The organism is Streptomyces poriferorum (genome assembly GCF_019399235.1).
Taxonomy (GTDB): domain Bacteria; phylum Actinomycetota; class Actinomycetes; order Streptomycetales; family Streptomycetaceae; genus Streptomyces; species Streptomyces poriferorum.
In genome coordinates, this window is sequence record NZ_JAELVH010000241.1 from 1 (window position 1) to 16,141 (window position 16,141).

At 72.0% G+C, this 16,141-nt stretch carries 16 protein-coding genes; 13 read left to right on the forward strand and 3 right to left on the reverse strand.

What is annotated here, in order from left to right; translation table 11 throughout:
• Window positions 1-656 (forward strand): hypothetical protein (locus tag JGS39_RS30705; RefSeq protein ID WP_219572971.1); only part of this gene is annotated, 656 nt, incomplete at its 5' end.
• Window positions 653-1,846, forward strand: a complete 1,194-nt coding sequence (mycP, locus tag JGS39_RS30710; RefSeq protein WP_219572972.1) for a type VII secretion-associated serine protease mycosin — start codon at window positions 653-655, stop codon at window positions 1,844-1,846. The genes JGS39_RS30705 and mycP, both read left to right, overlap by 4 nt.
• 7 nt (window positions 1,847-1,853) lie before the next feature.
• Here the strand turns inward: mycP and JGS39_RS30715 are convergent, their stop codons facing one another.
• Window positions 1,854-2,780, reverse strand: coding sequence for a serine hydrolase (locus tag JGS39_RS30715; RefSeq protein ID WP_219572973.1), 927 nt, complete (start codon window positions 2,778-2,780; stop codon window positions 1,854-1,856).
• An 86-nt stretch (window positions 2,781-2,866) separates the two neighbouring features.
• Between JGS39_RS30715 and JGS39_RS30720 the strand changes: the two genes are divergently transcribed.
• Both JGS39_RS30720 and JGS39_RS30725 read left to right on the forward strand, forming a co-directional pair.
• The gene (locus JGS39_RS30720; RefSeq protein WP_219572974.1) at window positions 2,867-3,595 is read left to right on the forward strand and encodes an SseB family protein; all 729 of its coding nucleotides are present in this window, start codon (window positions 2,867-2,869) and stop codon (window positions 3,593-3,595) included.
• Window positions 3,596-3,687: 92 nt separating this feature from the next.
• Window positions 3,688-4,395 (forward strand): MIP family channel protein, encoded by a 708-nt coding sequence (locus JGS39_RS30725; protein WP_219572975.1) that lies wholly within the window; start codon window positions 3,688-3,690, stop codon window positions 4,393-4,395.
• A 78-nt stretch (window positions 4,396-4,473) separates the two neighbouring features.
• Here JGS39_RS30725 and JGS39_RS30730 read toward each other — a convergent pair whose 3' ends face one another.
• On the reverse strand, window positions 4,474-4,836 hold the full coding sequence (locus JGS39_RS30730) for a DUF1844 domain-containing protein (RefSeq protein WP_219572976.1): 363 nt from the start codon (window positions 4,834-4,836) through the stop codon (window positions 4,474-4,476).
• Window positions 4,837-5,177: 341 nt separating this feature from the next.
• Between JGS39_RS30730 and infC the strand changes: the two genes are divergently transcribed.
• The 9 genes from infC (at window position 5,178) to JGS39_RS30775 (ending at window position 15,048) form a co-directional block, all read left to right on the forward strand.
• Window positions 5,178-5,894: a translation initiation factor IF-3 gene (infC, locus tag JGS39_RS30735; protein WP_219572977.1), complete on the forward strand. Its 717-nt coding sequence runs from the start codon at window positions 5,178-5,180 to the stop codon at window positions 5,892-5,894.
• A 120-nt stretch (window positions 5,895-6,014) separates the two neighbouring features.
• The gene (gene rpmI / locus JGS39_RS30740) at window positions 6,015-6,209 is read left to right on the forward strand and encodes a 50S ribosomal protein L35 (RefSeq protein WP_003970213.1); all 195 of its coding nucleotides are present in this window, start codon (window positions 6,015-6,017) and stop codon (window positions 6,207-6,209) included.
• Window positions 6,210-6,316: 107 nt separating this feature from the next.
• Window positions 6,317-6,700, forward strand: a complete 384-nt coding sequence (rplT, locus tag JGS39_RS30745; RefSeq protein ID WP_003970214.1) for a 50S ribosomal protein L20 — start codon at window positions 6,317-6,319, stop codon at window positions 6,698-6,700.
• A gap of 111 nt (window positions 6,701-6,811) precedes the next feature.
• The gene (locus JGS39_RS30750) at window positions 6,812-7,654 is read left to right on the forward strand and encodes a TrmH family RNA methyltransferase (RefSeq protein ID WP_219572978.1); all 843 of its coding nucleotides are present in this window, start codon (window positions 6,812-6,814) and stop codon (window positions 7,652-7,654) included.
• Window positions 7,655-7,777: 123 nt separating this feature from the next.
• Window positions 7,778-8,929 (forward strand): sensor histidine kinase, encoded by a 1,152-nt coding sequence (locus tag JGS39_RS30755; protein ID WP_219572979.1) that lies wholly within the window; start codon window positions 7,778-7,780, stop codon window positions 8,927-8,929.
• Between the two features lie 126 nt (window positions 8,930-9,055).
• Complete coding sequence (gene pheS, locus JGS39_RS30760) at window positions 9,056-10,183, forward strand: phenylalanine--tRNA ligase subunit alpha (RefSeq protein WP_145762505.1); 1,128 nt, start codon at window positions 9,056-9,058, stop codon at window positions 10,181-10,183.
• Window positions 10,183-12,693 carry a phenylalanine--tRNA ligase subunit beta gene (gene pheT / locus JGS39_RS30765; protein ID WP_219572980.1) on the forward strand — a complete coding sequence of 837 codons (2,511 nt, stop codon included), beginning with the start codon at window positions 10,183-10,185 and terminating at the stop codon, window positions 12,691-12,693. The genes pheS and pheT overlap by 1 nt, the downstream gene beginning before the upstream one ends.
• Window positions 12,694-13,122: 429 nt before the next feature.
• A complete protein-coding gene (locus JGS39_RS30770) occupies window positions 13,123-14,466 on the forward strand; it encodes an NsdA family TPR-like regulatory protein (RefSeq protein WP_219572981.1) in 1,344 nt (447 codons plus the stop codon).
• A gap of 51 nt (window positions 14,467-14,517) precedes the next feature.
• A complete protein-coding gene (locus JGS39_RS30775; protein ID WP_219572982.1) occupies window positions 14,518-15,048 on the forward strand; it encodes an NUDIX domain-containing protein in 531 nt (176 codons plus the stop codon).
• A 60-nt stretch (window positions 15,049-15,108) separates the two neighbouring features.
• Here JGS39_RS30775 and JGS39_RS30780 read toward each other — a convergent pair whose 3' ends face one another.
• A complete protein-coding gene (locus JGS39_RS30780) occupies window positions 15,109-15,969 on the reverse strand; it encodes a 3-hydroxybutyryl-CoA dehydrogenase (protein WP_219572983.1) in 861 nt (286 codons plus the stop codon).
• Between the last annotated feature and the right edge of the window lie 172 nt (window positions 15,970-16,141).

The window sequence follows — 16,141 nt, forward strand, 5'->3', positions numbered from 1 at the left end:
TGCCAGGCCTCGCGGCCCACGGTGTAGGCGCTGTGGGCCGCGAGGCCTGGCACAGCATCCCGGTCGACACGCTCTTCCCCCGGACGCTCAAGGGTGAGGGCGCGGGTCCCGGCGGCGCCGACCGGGTCTGGACCAGGATCGCCGTGGCCCCGGACAGCGGCTGCACGGGCGCACTCGACCCGCTGCTGCTCAAGACCCTCCGGCCGGTCGGCTGCTCGCGCCTGCTCCGCGCCACCTACACCGACGCGACGAGCAGCAGCGTCACCACGGTCGGACTGGTCTTCACCGAGGGCGACACCGACGCGATGCACGCGCTCGGTTCCCGCTACGCCGGGGAACACCTCGGCGCCCGCACCGACCTGATGCCGCGCGCGTACCCGGTGAAGAACAGCCCCGCCGCCGGATTCGGCGACCGGCAGCGTGCCAGCTGGACCGTGCACGTACTGACCGAGGTACCCGTCGTGGTGTTCGCCGTCTCCGGGTTCGCCGACGGGCGCAAGGTCACCGATCCGCAGCCGGCCGAGAAGGCCATGGCGGTGAACGCGACGACGGCGGCGGCCCAGGCGGGACTCGGGCACGAGGCCAAGGGCGTGGCCGACCGCGTCGAGCGGGGACTGCGCAGAACCGTCGCCGATCTCACGGAGAAGCCCGAATGACCCGCCGCGTCCGCCCCCGCAGACTCCTCGGCGCGGTCTGCGCCGCCACCGCGTTCGCGCTGCTGCCCGCGGCCCCGGCCGGGGCCGACACCATCCGGGCCCAGCAGTGGGGCCTGGACGCCCTCCACACGGACCGGGCCTGGCAGACCACCCGTGGCAAGGGCGTCACCGTCGCCGTCGTCGACACCGGGGTCGACGGCAGCGTGCCCGACCTGGCGGGCCAGGTGCTCCCCGGCAAGGACATGATCGGGTTCGGCGCCGGACGCGGCGACCGCGCATGGGCCAGGCACGGCACCGCGATGGCCGGGATCATCGCAGGCCGGGGCCACGGCAGCGGAGGCGGCGAGGGTGTCATCGGCATCGCGCCCGAGGCGAGGATCCTCCCCGTCCGGGTCATCCTCGAAGCGAGCGACCCGGCCCGGGCCAAGGCCCGCAAGACCCGTGGCACCGCCCTCGCCGACGGCATCCGCTGGGCCGCCGACCACGGCGCCGACGTCATCAACCTCTCCCTCGGCGACGACAGCGAGTCCGCGCACCCCGAACCCGGCGAGGACGCCGCCATCCAGTACGCGCTGAAGAAGGGCGCGGTCGTCGTCGCCTCGTCCGGCAACGGCGGCGAGAAGGGCGACCACGTCTCGTACCCGGCCGCCTACCCGGGTGTCATCGCGGTCGCCGCGGTCGACCGGTACGGCACCCACGCCTCGTTCTCCACCCGCCGCTGGTACGCCACGGTGAGCGCGCCCGGTGTCGGCATCGTCGTCCCCGCACCCGACCGCAAGTACTACGTGGAGTGGGGTACCTCCGCAGCCTCGGCGTTCGTCTCCGGCGCGGTCGCGCTGGTGCGTGCCGCGCACCCCGGCCTGACGCCCGCCCAGATCAAGAGGCTCCTCACGGACACCGCCCGCAGCTCCCCGTCCGCCGGCCGCGACGACGCCCGGGGCTACGGCATCGTCGACCCGGCGGCGGCCATCAAGGCGGGCGGCTCCCTGAGCCCCGCCGGGCTGCGCACCGACTCCGCCGCGGCCGGCTACCGCAAGCAGTACTTCGGCTCCGGCCCCACCCCGCCCCGCGCGGACGACGGCCCCGCCGGCTGGTTCGCCCCGGCGGCCGGTGGCCTCGGCGCGGTCCTGCTGGCCCTGGCCGTCGTCCTGTGGCGCGGCCGGGGCGGCCGTTCCGTCCCCCGCCGCTGACGGGGCCTCACCCGGCGGCGCCGGTCCGCACGACGTTCACGGCCGCCTTCGCCACCGCCTCCACGAGCGCGACGCCCGCCTCCTTGGTCGGCTGACCGCCGGACAGCACCGCCACCAGGTAGGTCCGCCCGTCCGCCGTCACCTGCCCGATGCTGTTGATGTTCCACAGCCCGGTGGCAGTACGCGGCATCCAGCCGTTCTTGAGCGCCCACGTACTGCCCGCCGCCGACACCCCCCACTGCTGGTCGGCCTCGACCCGCGCCATCAGCCCCCGCAGATACGTCCGGGACGCCTGACTCAGCTCCGTGTCCGGGTCCGTGCCGAACACCGCCTCCAGCAGCGTCAGCTGATCGGCCGCGGTGGTCCGGGTCAGACCCCAGGCCTGCGCGGCCGTCGTCGTGGTGAGACCGAGCCGCTCGTTGGCCGCGTCCAGGGCGGACGCCCCGCCCACGGCCGCCAGCAGCGCGGTGGCGGCTTCGTTGTCGCTCCGCTCGATCATCGCGACCGCGTGAGCACGTTCGCCGGCCGTCAGCACACGGCCCTCGTCCTGGGCCCGGAGCAGCAGCGCCGCGAGAATGTCGACCTTGACGATGCTCGCGGTGTCGTACGTCGCGTCCTCGCCCCCGTACACCGCCCGCGTCCCGCCGGTACCGTCCAGGACGGCCACCGACACGGCCGCCGTGCCCGAACCGGCCAGCAGCGGCCCGAGGGCCCCGGCCAGTTCCGCGTCGAGATCCACCACCGGCTCCTCGCTCGTCGCCGCGACCGGAGCGGTCGCGGCCGATGGGACGGACGATACGGAAGCCGCGGCGGCGGGCGCGTGATCCGGTGACCGGCCGGCCAGCCAGGCGCCCCCGGCGGCCGAACCGGCCAGCACGACCGCGGCCGCCACGGCCGCGGACAGCGCGGATCTGCGGATTCTGTGTCGGGGCATGACCCGGACGCTAGGAACCGCAGCTGAGAGCAGGCTGAGTCCGACCTGTCGGCAGGATGAGAATGCCCAGGCACTACGCTCGCCCTGTGGCGCAGAAGAACATTCCGGACTCCGGATACTCCGACGACGACGGCACGGCCGACCCCGCCCTCACCGAGGCGCTCGCCGCCTGGGCCGAGGACCGCAAGGCCGTGGGCGCGGTACTCGAAGCCCTCAAGGGGGCCCGTCTCCTCGTTCCCGTGGTGGCCGTCCTCGGCGAGGTGGAGGAGGACGAGAAGGGGCTGCGCCGGGAGAAGACCAGCGACATGGCGGTCCCCACGCTCCAGGCCGGTGACCGCCGCGCCCTGCCCGCCTTCACGTCCACCGCCTCGCTGGCCCGCTGGGACCCGCAGGCCCGCCCCGTCGCGGTACCCCTGCACCAGGCCCTCCAGGCCGCCGCGCACGAGAAGGCCGACACCGTGGTGCTCGACCTCGCCGGACCGGTGGCCTTCGAACTGGCCGGATCCGCTCTGCTCGCCCTCGCCGAGGGCCGTACCAGTGCCGACCCGCTCGACGACCCCGCCGTCACGGCGGCGGTGCGCGACGCCGTCGCCGCGGAGCCGGCGGTGCTCCGGGCCCACCTCGGACCGGGCCGCGCCGACGGCACGCTCGCCCTGGTGCTCGCGGCCGACGCCGATCCCGCGGAGGCGGCCGGCCGGGTCGCGCGGTCGCTGGCGACGAACGAGGTGCTGCGCGCCCGGCTGGTCCGTGGCCTGGACCTCGCGCTGCTCCCGGCTGACGCGCACACGCCAGGTGAGGCCCTGTTCACGCGCTGATCACTCGATCGGCCCAACGGGCACAAAGCGGTCGCACGCCGGAGAATTGCGAAGAAATCGGTTGATTCACTCGATCTTCGCGAGGTGGTTGTATGCAGACGCGGACAGTTGTGTCGGAGTTCCTCGGCACACTGCTGCTGGTCTTCTTCGGAGTCGGGTCGGCGGTACTCGGCGCCGAGTACATCGGGACGGTGGGCATCGCCCTGTCCTTCGGCTTCGTGCTGCTCGCCCTCGCCTACGCGCTGGGGCCGATATCCGGCTGCCATCTCAATCCGGCGGTGACGCTGGGGATGCTGACCGCCCGGCGGATCGACGCGCGGACGGCGGTGACGTACTGGATCGTCCAGCTCGTCGGCGGCATCGCCGGTGCGGCCCTGCTGTTCCTCCTCGCCAAACAGGTGCCGGGACTGAAGACGAGCGGGGAGTTCGGCAGCAACGGCTACGGCGACCGCTCGGACGTGCACCTCAATATGGGCGGGGCCTTCCTCGCCGAGGTGATGCTGACGTTCCTGCTGGTCTTCGTCGTGCTGGCGGTCACCCACAAGGTCGCCGTCATCGGCTTCGACGGTCTGCCCATCGGTATCGCGCTCGCCGTGATCCACCTGGTCGGCATCCCGCTCACCGGCACCTCGGTCAATCCGGCGCGGAGTCTGGGCCCGGCGCTGTTCGCGGGCGGCGCGGCGCTCTCCCAGCTCTGGCTGTTCCTGGTGGCCCCACTGGTCGGCGGAGTGATCGCGGCGCTCGTGCACCGGCTGACCCACCCCGTCCCGGCGCCGCAGCCGCAGCCCGTCCGCTCCTGATCCTGCCGTGGACGCGGTGAGCCCCCTGCCGGGTCGGGCAGGGGGCTCAGCGTGTGGACGAGGCGGAACGGAGCGGGATCAGCCGAAGACGGGGCCGGTGTACTTCTCGCCGGGGCCATGGCCGGGCTCGTCCGGTACGAGCGAGGCCTCGCGGAACGCGAGCTGCAGGGACTTCAGGCCGTCACGCAGCGGTGCCGCGTGGAAGGAACTGATCTCCGTCGTGCTGGCGTCCAGCAGGCCGGCCAGCGCGTGGACCAGCTTGCGGGCCTCGTCGAGGTCCTTGTGCTCGTCGCCGTCCTCGGTCAGCCCGAGTTTCACGGCGGCGGCGCTCATCAGATTGACCGCGACCGTCACGATCACCTCGACCGCCGGCACCTCCGCGATGTCGCGGGCCATCTCGTCGAAGCCGGGGGAATCACTGGTGGGGGTCGCGTCACTCATGCGCCATACGATAGGCCCACGGCAGACCCGTTCCGTCCGCGGGAGTGCCGTACCACCACTGGTTAGCGCAGGCCCGGGGGAGCTGCTAACCTTGTGTAACGACCGGCTGGGCATCTATGTGCCCGGCCCACAAGTGGAGGCTCCGATCTCCCACCTGACCGTCCCCAGGACGGCGGGTCATCCGGTCAGGTGGCGCCCATCGTTCCGTACGGACGATGGAGCCGCCCGATGCGCCCCGCGGTTGACCGCGGCGGTGTTCCGGTTGTTCAGGAGCCCCGCCTGTGTCCCGGTGGGGCTTTTTTCATGGTCCCGCACGGTTGGTCTGTCGAAACAGACGTTACGTGGCTGTCCGCCAGGCGGCCGCGTGGTGCTACCGAGGAGGATCCATCAGCGCCGAGCCCCGCATCAACGACCGGATTCGCGTACCCGAGGTGCGACTTGTCGGTCCCAGCGGCGAGCAGGTCGGGATTGTTCCGCTTGCCAAGGCCCTGGAACTCGCACAGGAGTACGACCTCGACCTGGTCGAGGTGGCGGCTACCGCCCGTCCGCCCGTGTGCAAGCTCATGGACTACGGGAAGTTCAAGTACGAGTCGGCCATGAAGGCCCGTGAGGCGCGCAAGAACCAGGCGCACACGGTCATCAAGGAGATGAAGCTCCGGCCGAAGATCGACCCGCACGACTATGACACCAAGAAGGGTCACGTCGTTCGGTTCCTCAAGCAGGGCGACAAGGTCAAGATCACGATCATGTTCCGTGGTCGTGAGCAGTCCCGCCCCGAGCTTGGCTTCCGACTGCTTCAGCGTCTGGCTTCGGACGTGGAGGAACTCGGCTTCATCGAGTCCAACCCGAAGCAGGACGGCCGGAACATGATCATGGTTCTGGGCCCGCACAAGAAGAAGACCGAAGCCATGGCCGAGGCCCGCGAGGCCCAGGCCGCCCGCAAGGCGGAGCGTCAGGGATACGCCCCCGACGACGATGCCGAAGCGGCGGACGAGGCGGTCGAGGCTCCGGCCGAGACGACGTCCGAGGCTCCGGCCGAGACACCTTCCGAGGCGTGACCTCCGGGGGCTGCCATCCAGGCGCCCCCGGGTCCACCCGGAATCCCACCAAGATCTGACGCCCCTGCAGTCCGGTGCACGCACCGAGAGGGGCGCCACTGACGAGGAGAGAACGGCGCGATGCCGAAGAACAAGACGCACAGCGGTGCCAGCAAGCGCTTCAAGATCACCGGCTCCGGCAAGGTGCTCCGCGAGAGGGCCGGCAAGCGCCACCTGCTCGAGCACAAGTCGTCCAAGAAGACCCGCTCGCTGACCGGCACGGTCGTCGTGGCTCCGGCCGACGCCAAGAAGATCAAGAAGCTTCTCGGCAAGTGAGGCCGTCGTCCCCGGTGACACCGGGGACGCGCCCTCGATCCGACCGGGACCAATTCGTTTCCGGGTCGTGTGAGTACAACCACGGCCCCGCTACAAGGAGTTAACAAGTGGCACGCGTCAAGCGGGCAGTCAACGCCCACAAGAAGCGCCGGGCAATTCTCGAGGCCGCCAGCGGTTACCGCGGTCAGCGCTCGCGCCTGTACCGCAAGGCCAAGGAGCAGGTCACCCACTCCCTGGTCTACAACTACAACGACCGCAAGAAGCGCAAGGGCGACTTCCGTCAGCTGTGGATCCAGCGCATCAACGCCGCTGCCCGCCAGAACGGCATGACGTACAACCGCCTCATCCAGGGTCTGAAGGCCGCCAACATCGAGGTGGACCGCAAGATCCTGGCCGAGCTCGCGGTCAACGACGCCAACGCGTTCGCCGCTCTCGTCGAGGTTGCCCAGAAGGCCCTCCCGAGCGACGTCAACGCCCCGAAGGCCGCCTGATCCAGGCTGTACTTCTTGTGCTTTTGAGCCGGACCCGCAGGCGCACGTCGTCTGCGGGTCCGGTGCGTTGCAGACCCAGCACCTTCGTCACCAGAGAGGCTCGCCGCCGACATGGGCACCCCCGAACTGATCTCCCCGCGATCGCCACGCGTCGCCGCCGCCCGGCGGCTGGCCAGGCGCAACTTCCGCGGCAAGGAGCGCAGGTTCATCGCCGAGGGGCCGCAGGCCGTACGTGAGGCCGCGGACCACCGCGGCAGCGACGGCGAGCCGACCCTCATCGAGCTCTTCGCCACCGTCGAGGCCGCCGAGCGGTACGAAGCCATCGTCGAGGCCGCCCACGCGTCGGGCGCCCGGGTGCATCTCGCCGACAGCGAGGTCCTGGCCGACGTGTCCCAGACCGTCACCCCGCAGGGCCTGATCGGCGTCTGCCGCTTCCTGGACACGCCCTTCGAAGCCGTCATCGCCGCCCGGCCGAAGCTGGTCGCCGTCCTGGCGAACGTCCGGGACCCCGGGAACGCCGGTACGGTGCTGCGCTGCGCCGACGCCGCGGGCGCCGACGCGGTCGTCCTCACCGACGCCTCCGTGGACCTGTACAACCCCAAGTCCGTGCGCGCGTCCGTGGGCTCGCTCTTCCATCTGCCGGTGGCCGTCGGCGTACCCGTCGAGCAGGCCGTGCGGGGGCTGCGGGACGCTGGCGTGCGCATCCTCGCCGCCGACGGCGCGGGCGAGGACGACCTCGACGACGAGCTCGACGCCGGCACCATGGGCGGGCCCACCGCCTGGGTCTTCGGCAACGAGGCCTGGGGGCTGCCCGAGGAGACCAGGGCGCTGGCCGACGCCGTCGTACGCGTACCGATCCACGGCAAGGCGGAGAGCCTCAACCTCGCCACCGCCGCCGCCGTCTGCCTGTACGCCTCCGCGCGCGCCCAGCGCACCCGCCCCGGCGCTGCCTGAACCGTCCCGCGCCCCCGTCACCGGTCCACGAGCCCCCGCAGGGTGTCGCTCCGTCACCGGTGACTAGTAGGGTGACGAACTCGGGGGCCCACTGCACCGGTTCGAGAGGTGGGGTACGGGAATATGGCTGTCGGCATGAGCGGGCCGCGGGCGCGCGGGGAGGCCGTCGTGCGCCCCGCCGAGGTGCCGGACGGGGACACCGCCGCGGGCATCGGATCCGGCGGCCAGGCCCTGGATCCGGACGACCTGCCCGACGGACTCGTCGTCGCGGACGAGACCGGCCGGATCATCTGCTTCAACTCCGCCGCCGCGCGGATCACCGCCGTGCCCCGGGCCGCCGCACTCGGCCGCCCGCTGGAACACGCCCTCCCGCTGGAGGACCTCAAGGGCCGCCGCTGGTGGGAGCTGACCGACCCCTACGGCGGCCTCGCCACCCGCGTCGGCCAGCCCGAACGCAACCTGCTGCTGCCCGGCGGCCGCGAGGTCCTCGTCTCCGCCCGCTACGTACGCGAGAGCCCGACCGGTCCCGTACGGCGGCTGGTGGTCAGCCTGCGCGGCACCGAGGCCCGCCGCCGCAACGAACGCAGCGACGCCGAACTCATCGCGACCGTCGCCCATGAACTGCGCTCGCCCCTGACGTCCGTGAAGGGCTTCACCGCCACGCTGCTGGCCAAGTGGGAGCGGTTCACCGACGACCAGAAGCGGCTGATGCTGGAGACCGTCTATGCCGACGCCAACCGGGTCACCCGCCTGATCACCGAGCTCCTGGACATCTCCCGGATCGACTCGGGGCGCCTGGAGCTCCGCCGCCAGCCCGTGGACCTGTCCGCCGCCGTCGAACGCCACGTCCAGGCGCTCACCGCCGCCGGCCAGGACCCCGCCCGGTTCCTCGTGCGCACCTGCCAGCCGCTGCCCGTCGTATGGGCGGACCCTGACAAGGTCGACCAGGTCCTCGGCAACCTGCTGGAAAACGCGGTGCGCCACGGCGAGGGAACCGTCACCATCGAGGTGGCACCCGCACCGGCCAAGAGCGACGAGAAGGGAACGGCGGTCACCGTGAGCGACGAAGGCCCCGGCATCCCCGAGGAGTCGATGGCCCGTGTCTTCACCCGTTTCTGGCGGGGGAGCAAGCGCGGCGGCACCGGCCTGGGCCTGTACATCGTCAAGGGCATCGTCGAGGCGCACGGCGGCACCATCACGGTCGGCCGCGGCCCCGGGGGCGGCGCCGAGTTCCGATTTATCCTGCCCGTGAGCACGCCGGCCTACATGAAGTAGAGGGGCCTGAGCGGACCACGGGCGGCCCACACATCCTGTGGCCCTTAGACTCGACCTTTGGCACCTTTGCGTCCTCCAGTCGTCGAGCGGGGCCGCGCCACCAGCCAATCGGAAGTACGGGAAGAGATGTCGGCACCGAACAAGTCGTACGACCCAGTCGAGGTCGAGGCACTGAAACCGGAAGAGATCGAGCGCATCCGGGACGAGGCGTTCGCCGCCTTCGCCGCCGCGGGCGACCTCGACGCGCTCGCCCAGGCGAAGACCGCGCACACCGGTGGAACCTCGCCCCTGTCACTCGCCAACCGCGAGATCGGCGCGCTGCCGCCGCAGGCGAAGGCCGAGGCCGGCAAGCGCGTGGGCCAGGCCCGCGCCGCCGTGGGCAGGGCGCTCGCCGCCCGCCAGACGGAGCTGGAGGCCGAGCGGGACGCCCGGGTCCTGGTCGAGGAGGCGGTGGACGTCACGCTGCCGTACGACCGCACCCCGGCCGGCGCACGCCACCCGCTGACGACGATCATGGAGCGCGTCGCCGACGTCTTCGTGGCCATGGGCTACGAGGTCGCCGAGGGCCCCGAGGCCGAGGCCGAGTGGTTCAACTTCGACGCCCTGAACTTCGTGCCCGACCACCCGGCCCGGCAGATGCAGGACACCTTCTTCGTCGAAGGCGCCGACGGCGCGAAGAACGACGAGTCCGGTGTCGTGCTGCGGACGCACACCTCGCCGGTCCAGGCCCGCACCCTGCTCGACCGCGAGCCCCCGGTCTACGTCGTGTGCCCCGGCCGCGTCTACCGGACCGACGAGCTCGACGCGACGCACACCCCGGTCTTCCACCAGATCGAGCTGCTCGCCGTCGACGAGGGCCTCACCATGGCGGACCTGAAGGGCACCCTCGACCACATGGTCCAGGCGCTCTTCGGCCCGGACATGAAGACCCGGCTGCGGCCGAACTTCTTCCCGTTCACCGAGCCGTCCGCCGAGATGGACATGGTCTGCTACGTCTGCCGCGGCGAGTCCGTCGGCAACCCGGACCGTCCCTGCCGCACCTGCGGCAGCGAGGGCTGGATCGAGCTCGGCGGCTGCGGCATGGTCAACCCCAAGGTGCTCATCGCCTGCGGCGTCGACCCCCAGAAGTACAGCGGATTCGCCTTCGGGTTCGGCATCGAGCGGATGCTGATGTTCCGCCACAACGTAGAAGACATGCGAGACATGGTCGAAGGCGACGTCCGGTTCACCCGGCCCTTCGGGATGGAGATCTGATGCGCGTCCCGCTTTCCTGGCTGCGGGAGTACGTCGACCTGCCGCCCACCGAGACCGGCCGTGACGTACAGGCCAAGCTCGTCGCCGTCGGCCTGGAGGTCGAGACCGTCGAGCAGATCGGCGCCGGCCTGAAGGGTCCGCTGGTCGTCGGCAAGGTGCTGACCATCGAGGAGCTGGAGGGCTTCAAGAAGCCCATCCGCTTCTGCACGGTCGACGTCGGCTCCGCCAACGGCACCGGTGAGCCGCAGGAGATCGTCTGCGGAGCCCGTAACTTCGCCGTGGGCGACAAGGTCGTCGTGGTCCTGCCCGGCGCCGTGCTGCCCGGCGACTTCGCGATCGCCGCGCGCAAGACGTACGGCCGGACCTCGCACGGCATGATCTGCTCCACCGACGAGCTCGGCATGGGCGACGACGGCACGCACGGCATCATCGTGCTGCCGCCGGAGCACGAGGCCGGCACCGACGCGATCGAGCTGCTCGAGCTCGTCGACGAGGTCCTCGACATCGCCGTCACGCCCGACCGCGGCTACTGCCTGTCGATGCGCGGTGTCGCCCGCGAGACCGCCATCGCCTACGGCCTGCCGCTGCGCGACCCGGCGCTCCTGGACGTGCCCGCGCCCAACGCGTACGGATACCCGGTCAAGGTCTCCGACCCGATCGGCTGCGACCGCTTCACCGCGCGCACAGTCGTCGGTCTGCAGCCCGAGGCCCGGTCCCCGATCTGGATGCAGCGCCGGCTCCAGAAGGCCGGGATGCGGCCGATCTCGCTCGCCGTCGACGTCACCAACTACGTGATGCTCGAACTGGGCCAGCCGCTGCACGCCTACGACCGGACCCGGATCGACGGTCCGATCGGGGTGCGCCGCGCCGAGCAGGGCGAGAAGCTCACCACGCTCGACGGCACGGTCCGCGTCCTGGACGCCGCCGACCTCGTCATCACCGACAACCGCGGCCCGATCGGCCTCGCGGGCGTCATGGGCGGTGCCAACACCGAGATCGCCGACGCCTCCGAGGACGCGCACACCACCGAGGTCGTCATCGAGGCCGCGCACTTCGACGCGATCTCGATCGCCCGGACCGCGCGCCGTCACAAGCTGGCCTCCGAGGCGTCCAAGCGCTTCGAGCGCGGCGTCGACCCGCAGGCCGCGGCAGCCGCGGCGCAGCGCACCGTCGACCTGCTGGTGCTGCTCGCCGGCGGCACCGCCGAGGCGGGCGTCACCGAGGTGAGCGCCCCGTCCGGCCCCCGCACGATCACGATGGCGGCCGACCACCCGGACAAGGTGGCCGGCGTCGCGTACGGCCGCGAGACCGTTGTACGCCGCCTCCAGGAGGTCGGCTGCGACGCCTACGGGCAGGACGAGCTCCTCGTCACGGCCCCGTCCTGGCGGCCCGACCTCAACGAGCCGAACGACCTCGCCGAAGAGGTCATCCGGCTGGAGGGTTACGAGAACCTCCCGTCCACGCTCCCGACCCCGCCGTCGGGCCGCGGGCTCACCGACCGCCAGCGGCTGCACCGCCGCGTCGGCCGGGCACTCGCGGGCGCGGGCTACGTCGAGGCGCTGAACTACCCGTTCACCGGCGAGGCGGTCCTGGACCAGCTGGGCCTGGAGGCGGACGACGCCCGCCGCCGCACGGTCAAGCTCGTCAACCCGCTCTCCGACGAGGAGCCTTCGCTGCGCACCACGCTGCTGCCGGGCCTCCTCGGCGCACTGCGGCGCAACGACGGCCGCGGCAGCCACGACCTCGCGCTCTTCGAGACCGGCCTGGTCTTCCGGCCGACCGGCCAGGAGACGAAGCCCGTCCGGCTGCCCGTCGACCGGCGTCCCTCCGACGAGGAGATCGCCACGCTCGACGCCGCGCTGCCGCGTCAGCCGCGCCGCGCCGCCGTCGTCCTCGCGGGCGCCCGCGAGCAGGCCGGCTGGTGGGGCAAGGGCCGCCCGGCCGACTGGGCGGACTCCGTCGAGGCCGCCCGGACCATCGCCCGTGAGGCCGGTGTCGACCTCACGGTCCGCGCCGACCAGCACGCGCCCTGGCACCCGGGCCGCTGCGCCGCGCTGTATGTGACGGTCGACGGCGAGGAGACCCTCTTCGGGCACGCCGGCGAGCTGCACCCGCGCGTCATCAAGGAGCTCCACCTGCCCGAGCGGACCTGCGCCATGGAGGTCGAACTCGACGTCCTGGAGCAGGCCGTCGACGGCGCGCTCCGGGCGCCGCGGATCTCCACCTTCCCGGTGGCGACCCAGGACGTCGCCCTGGTCGTAGGCCAGGACGTGCCCGCGGCCGACGTGGAGCGGGCGCTGCGCGAAGGGGCGGGCGAACTCCTCGAGACGCTGCGCCTGTTCGACGTGTTCACCGGCGAGCAGATCGGCGAGGGCCACAAGTCCCTGGCGTACGCGCTGCGGTTCCGTGCCGCGGACCGCACGCTGACCGTCGACGAGGCGAGCGCCGCCCGTGACGCGGCGGTGGCTCTGGCCGCCGAGCGTACGGGCGCGGTGCTCCGCGGCGCGTAACGGCGCGTCCGCACACTGAGGAGGGGCGCATCCGGCCACCGGATGCGCCCCTCCTGTGTGCTCGCCAAGGGGCGGTGGACCGCACGCGGGCTCCGGCCCGGCCCGGGGGAACCCGGTTCCCGGCCGGCCCCGGAACAACCCTCCGATCCGTGGGCAGTGGGTCGTGCGATCCTGCGCCGTCCGCCCTGCCACGGAGTGTCGGGCAGGTCGGCAGAGCGGACGGCGCGGGAGCGGGTCGTCGTGCTGTACGAGGGGGAGCAGACGACCCGGCCGCCTCTTGCGAGGGACTCATTCAAGCGATTCGCGGACCGGTCCGGCAGGGTGCGCAGCGGGACGGTTCGGGCATTCCGTTCACACCCCGTGTGAATCGTGCTCCACTGGGGCGACACGTCCTGGCGTGCCGAACCGTCGGAGGGGGCAATGGGGGCAATGGAGCCCAACACGATGCTGGAGGCTCTGATCGACGAGGCGGGGGTCTCCCGGGCCGGGCTCGCCGCACATGTGAACCGGGCCGGCCGTGCCCGGGGGCTGTGCCTGCGGTACGAACACACCGCCGTCGCCCGCTGGCTGAAGGGCCAGCGGCCTCGCGGCCAGGTGCCCGACCTCATCTGTGAGGTGCTGGGGCACCGGGTGCGCAGGGCGCTCTCGCTCGACGACATCGGCATGGCGGCCCTCGTCGGCGGCCACCCGCCCGCGCAGAGCTCATCGCTCACCGGATTCGTGGAGCGGGCCACCGCTCTGTGGCGCTCCGACGAACAGCAGCGCCCCCATCTGGTCGCCGCTCCGGCCGTGACGGGGACCACCGCGGTGATGCCCGTCTGGGAGTGGGAGAACCCGCCGGAGGACACCGACGTGTCCCGCACCGGCCCGCAGCGGGTCGGCCCGGCCGACATAGCAACCTTGCGTGCCGCCCGTGCCCACTACGAACTGATGTATCGCCGGGCGGGCGGAATCGCGACGCGTTCGCGCATCGTAGGCTTCCTCAACGCCGAGACGGCCCCGCTGCTGCGCGGCGGCTACAGCGATGCGATGGGGCGTCAACTCCATCGGGCCACGGGCGCTCTGGTGGCCGTGGCCGGCATCTGCGCGTACGACTCCGACGCGCACGGGCTCGCCCAGCGCTACTTCCACCAGGCGCTGCGGCTGGCCAAGGCGAGCGGGGACCGGGGCCTCGGGGGCTATGTGATCGCCCTGCTGGTGAACCAGTCGCTCTTCCTCGCCGACTTCCGGCAGTCCGTCGCGTTCGCCGAAGCGGCGCTGCGGGCCGCCGGCCGCGACATCACCCCCGCGCTCGCGGCGGACCTCCACGCGATGCAGGCCAAGGCGTACGCCCATCTCGGCGACGGGCCCGGCGCCCTGCGGTGCATCCGGCGCGCCGAGTCCGAGGCGGAACGGATCCGCCCCGGCCGGGAGCCGGACGAGACGGGGTACGTCCAGCCCGGACTGGTCAACGTCCAGGTGGCGGAGGCGCTGCTCCGTCTCGGGGATCTGCCGGCGGCCAGGGAGCACGCCGCGGCGGCGGTGCGGACCCCCGCGCACGACCGGGGCCGGGTGCACCGGCTGGCGATGCTGACCACGATCGAGCTGCGGCAGGGCGAGGCCGACCGGGCCGCGGTCACGGCGGCGGAGATGGCGGAGCGCGCCCGGGGGATGGAGTCGCAGCGGCTGCGTGACCGGCTGCGGGCCGTGCGCGGACACCTGGTGGCGAGCGGCAGCGCGGAGGCGGCACGGGCCGCGGATCTCGTCGACGGGGCTCTGCGCGTACCGCTGTGAGCCTTGGTCTGCTGCGATATGGCCACCTACTAGTCAGAAGGTGGCAGAACTGTGCAGTGGACGAACCTGAACGAACAAACTGTGTACGAGAATCGCTGGTTCCGGGTCAATCTGGCGGATGTCGCGCTGCCGGACGGCCACCACCTCGACCACTTCGTGATCCGGCTCCGTGCCGTCGCGGCGGCCACCGTGGTCAACGGGGCGAACGAGGTCCTGCTGCTGTGGCGGCACCGGTTCATCACGGACAGCTGGGGCTGGGAGATCGCCGCGGGCGTGGTCGAGGAAGGCGAGCAGCCGGCGGCCGCGGCCGCCCGGGAGATGGAGGAGGAGACCGGCTGGCGTCCCGGCCCGCTGCGGCCGCTGCTGACCGTGGAGCCGTCGAACGGCCTCACCGACGCACGGCACCACTTCTACTGGGGCGAGGAGGCCGACTGGACCGGTGACCCGGTCGACGGCTTCGAGTCCTCTCGCCGCGAGTGGATACCGCTGAAGCTGGTGCCCGACATGATCGCCCGCGGTGAGGTCCCGGCCGCCGGGATGGCCGCCGGGCTGATGATGCTGCACCACTTACGGCTGGGCTGAACCGTCCCGCTCAGGTGCGAGGGGCCGCGGGCCGGCCCCTCGCACACACGGTTGAGCGGATCAGGCGTACGGGTAGAAGCCCGAGCCGGTCTTGCGGCCGAGCCGGCCCGCGTCGACCATCCGCTGGAGCAGCGGGGGAGCGGCGTACAGCGGCTCCTTGTACTCGGCGTACATCGAGTCCGCGACCGAGGCCACCGTGTCGAGACCGATCAGGTCGGCGAGCTTGAGCGGGCCCATCGGGTGGGCGCAGCCCATCTCCATGCCGTTGTCGATGTCCTCGCGGCTGGCGATACCCGACTCGAACATCCGGATCGCGGAGAGCAGGTACGGGATCAGCAGCGCGTTGACGACGAAGCCGGAACGGTCCTGGGCGCGGATCGGGTGCTTGCCCAGTATGTCCTGCACCATCGCCTCGGCGCGCTTGACCGTCTCGTCCGAGGTGGTCAGCGCGGGGATCAGCTCGACGAGCTTCTGCACCGGGGCCGGGTTGAAGAAGTGGATGCCGATGACCTGGTCCGGCCGGGACGTCGCGACGGCCAGCTTCACCAGCGGGATCGAGGAGGTGTTGGAGGCCAGGATCGCGTCCTGCCGGGTCACCACCTGGTCCAGCACCTGGAAGATCTCGGTCTTGACCTGCTCGTTCTCCACGACGGCCTCGATGACGAGGTCGCGGTCGGCGAACTCGCCGAGGTCGGTGGTGAAGCTGAGGCGGCCGAGGGTCTCGTCGCGCTCCTCCTCGGTGATCTTGCCGCGCTCGGCGGCCTTCGAGAGGGAGTTGTGGAGCCGGGTGCGGCCGATCTCCAGCGCCTCGCCGGTGGTCTCGGCCACCTTGACGTCGAGGCCGCTGCGGGCGCACACCTCCGCGATGCCTGCGCCCATCTGGCCACAGCCCACCACTCCGACGCGTGCAATGTCGGCCATAGAGTCCGTCACCTCGTGCCTTTCACTGTTCTCCGTTCGGCGGCTTCCGTCTGATTCCGGGCTCCACCACGACCCCACGACGTTACTCCGCGTCTCGGGGCGACCGGCAAATGGGGGGTGGGAGGGGGCTCCTTCGCCCACCCTCCCCATTTGCCGGTCGCCGCTACCGGGG